This window comes from Intestinibacter sp. (genome assembly GCF_022780145.1).
GTDB lineage: Bacteria > Bacillota > Clostridia > Peptostreptococcales > Peptostreptococcaceae > Intestinibacter.
The window spans coordinates 1-3,113 of sequence record NZ_JALEXO010000066.1 but is presented as its reverse complement, the minus strand read 5'-3'; the positions used below and the strand labels follow the sequence as shown (position 1 = coordinate 3,113).

The window sequence follows — 3,113 nt, the reverse complement described above, 5'->3', positions numbered from 1 at the left end:
TATCCCCGCACTTTGTGCAGTATCAACTACATATATTAAATTGTGTTCTTTGCATAAAGCTCCTATATCACCTATAGGTAAAATAGTCCCACACACATTTGATGCGTGTGTAGTAATTATAGCTTTCGTATTTTCTTTTATATAAGGTATAAAATCATTTGCTTTTACGCTTCCATCTTCATTACACTCAACTACATCGAATTCTAATCCTAATTTTTCCATCTGAACTAATGGTCTCATAACTGCATTATGTTCTACACTACTTGTAATTACATGGTCTCCTGGTTTTAAATATCCTTTTATAAAATAATTTAATGAATAAGTCACACTTGGTGTGAACACTACATTTTTCGAATTAGAACAATTGAATAAATCCTTTAACATTTCCCTTGTATCTAATACTGCGTTTCCTATTTCATAAGCACCTTCGTAGCTACCTCTGTTGATATTAAAAGCCCCACCTTCTATAAATGCACACATAGCTTTTCCAACATTCGGTGCTTTTGGGAAGGATGTGCTCGAATTATCAAAATATATGTCTTTCATTTTCTTTTAACTCCTTTTTTTCCAATAATTATACAATTATCTGTTATAGTATAATACAATTATAAATTATAATCGATTATTTTAACCACAATTTATTAAATAAATAAAATTCCTTTTTTTGCATTAAAAAGCTACCCCAAAATTACATTCGAGGTAGCCTGTATAATCAATTATTTATTTTTAACTATTTTCTAGGATTTTTTATAGTTGCTCTAGCAGCAGCAAGTCTAGCTATTGGAACTCTGTATGGTGAACAAGATACGTAGTTAAGTCCTGTATTATAGCAGAATTCTACTGAAGATGGTTCTCCACCATGTTCTCCACATATACCTAATTTAATGTTGTCGCCTTTTACGCCTCTAGCTAATGTTGCAGCCATTTTAACTAATTTACCTACACCATGTTGGTCTAATACTTGGAATGGATCTTTTTCAAGTATTTCTCTATCAACGTATTCACCTAAGAATTTACCAGCATCGTCTCTTGAGTAACCAAATGTCATTTGAGTTAAGTCATTTGTACCAAAACTGAAGAAGTCAGCTTCTTTAGCTATTTCATCAGCGATTAAGCAAGCTCTAGGTATTTCTATCATTGTACCAACAGTGTATTTAAGTTCTACGCCAGCTTCAGCAATAACAGCATCTGCAGTTTCAACTACAGTTTGTTTAACTGTTCTAAATTCGTTTAATGCTCCAACAAGTGGTATCATTATTTCTGGTTCAACATTTAATCCTTCTTTGTTTACAGCTATAGCTGCATTTATTATAGCTTTAGTTTGCTTTACAGCTATTTCTGGGTATGTTACAGCAAGTCTACAACCTCTATGTCCTAGCATTGGGTTGAATTCTGCTAATTCTTCACATCTCTTCTTGATTGCTATAGCTTCTATTCCCATATCTTTAGCAAGTTCTGCTATAGTTTCATCATCTTGTGGTAAGAATTCATGTAGTGGTGGGTCTAAAAGTCTTATATTAACTGGACGATCACCCATAACTCTGTCGATATCTTCGAAGTCTTTTTGTTGCATTGGAAGCAATGTATCTAATGCTTTAACTCTTTCTTCTACAGTATTTGATAGAATCATTTTTCTAACAGCTGGTATTCTTTCTTCATCGAAGAACATGTGTTCAGTTCTGCAAAGTCCTATACCTTCAGCACCAAAGTCTACAGCAGCTTTAGCATCTCTTGGGTTATCAGCATTAGTTCTAACCTTCATTTGTCTAATATCATCAACCCATCCCATTAATTTTTCAAAGTTACCAGTCATATCTGCAGCAGCTTTAGCTACATTTCCTAGGTAAACTGTACCAGTAGAACCATCTAGAGAAATATAATCTCCTTCTTTAAGAACTATATCGCCAACTTCTATAGTTTTTGTAACTTCACTTACTTTTATTTCTCCACAACCAGCTACACAGCATTTACCCATACCTCTTGCTACAACAGCAGCATGTGAAGTCATACCACCTCTAGCAGTAAGTATACCTTGTGCACTTACCATACCTTCTATGTCTTCTGGAGAAGTTTCTTGTCTTACAAGTATTGTTTCTGTACCATCTTTAGATGCTTCAACTACATCATCAGCACTGAAGTAGATTTTACCACTAGCAGCACCAGGTGAAGCAGGTAAACCTTTTGCTAAAACTTTTGCTTCTTTTAGAGATTTATCTTCAAATTTTGGATGTAGTAATTGATCTAATTGGTTAGGTTCAACTCTCATTATTGCTTCTTCTCTAGTTATTAATCCTTCGTTAACTAAGTCAACAGCTACGTTTATAGCAGATTTTGCAGTTCTCTTACCATTTCTAGTTTGTAATAAGAATAATTTACCTTTTTCTATAGTAAATTCTATATCTTGCATATCTCTGTAATGTTTTTCTAGTTTATCAGCAGTTTTTACGAATTGATCGTATACATCTGGCATTATATCTTTTAATGTATCTATTTTTTGTGGAGTTCTTATACCTGCAACAACGTCTTCACCTTGAGCATTTATTAAGTATTCTCCTAATAGATGATTTTCACCAGTAGCAGGGTCTCTAGTGAATGCAACACCTGTACCACTGTTATCACCCATATTACCAAATACCATTGATTGTACGTTAACTGCTGTTCCTAAATCATTAGGAATATCATTTAATTTTCTATATACTATTGCACGAGGATTATTCCAAGATCTAAATACTGCTTCAACAGCTAGCATTAATTGTTTTTTAGGATCTTGTGGGAAATCTTCCTTTACTTCAGCTTTGTATATAGCTTTGAATTCTTCAACTATTGCTTTTAGATGATCAGTAGTTAATTCTGTATCGAATTTAAATCCATTTTGTTCTTTATATTTATCTAAAACGTTTTCAAATTTATACTTAGGCACTTCCATAGCAACATCAGAGAACATTTGTATAAATCTTCTGTAGCTATCGTATGCAAATCTTTCATTATCAGTAGCTTTAGCAAGCCCTTTAACTGTATCATCATTTAAACCTAAGTTAAGTATTGTATCCATCATACCTGGCATTGATATAACTGCACCTGAACGAACAGATACTAATAATGGACTTTCTATA

2 protein-coding genes are annotated in these 3,113 nt (G+C 33.2%); both read right to left on the bottom strand.

The window, feature by feature from the left end; translation table 11 throughout:
- The coding region (locus tag MR593_RS02545; protein ID WP_290686667.1) for an aminotransferase class V-fold PLP-dependent enzyme at window positions 1-546 on the bottom strand (546 nt) is incomplete at its 3' end.
- A 184-nt stretch (window positions 547-730) separates the two neighbouring features.
- The coding region (ppdK, locus tag MR593_RS02540) for a pyruvate, phosphate dikinase (RefSeq protein WP_290686665.1) at window positions 731-3,113 on the bottom strand (2,383 nt) is incomplete at its 5' end.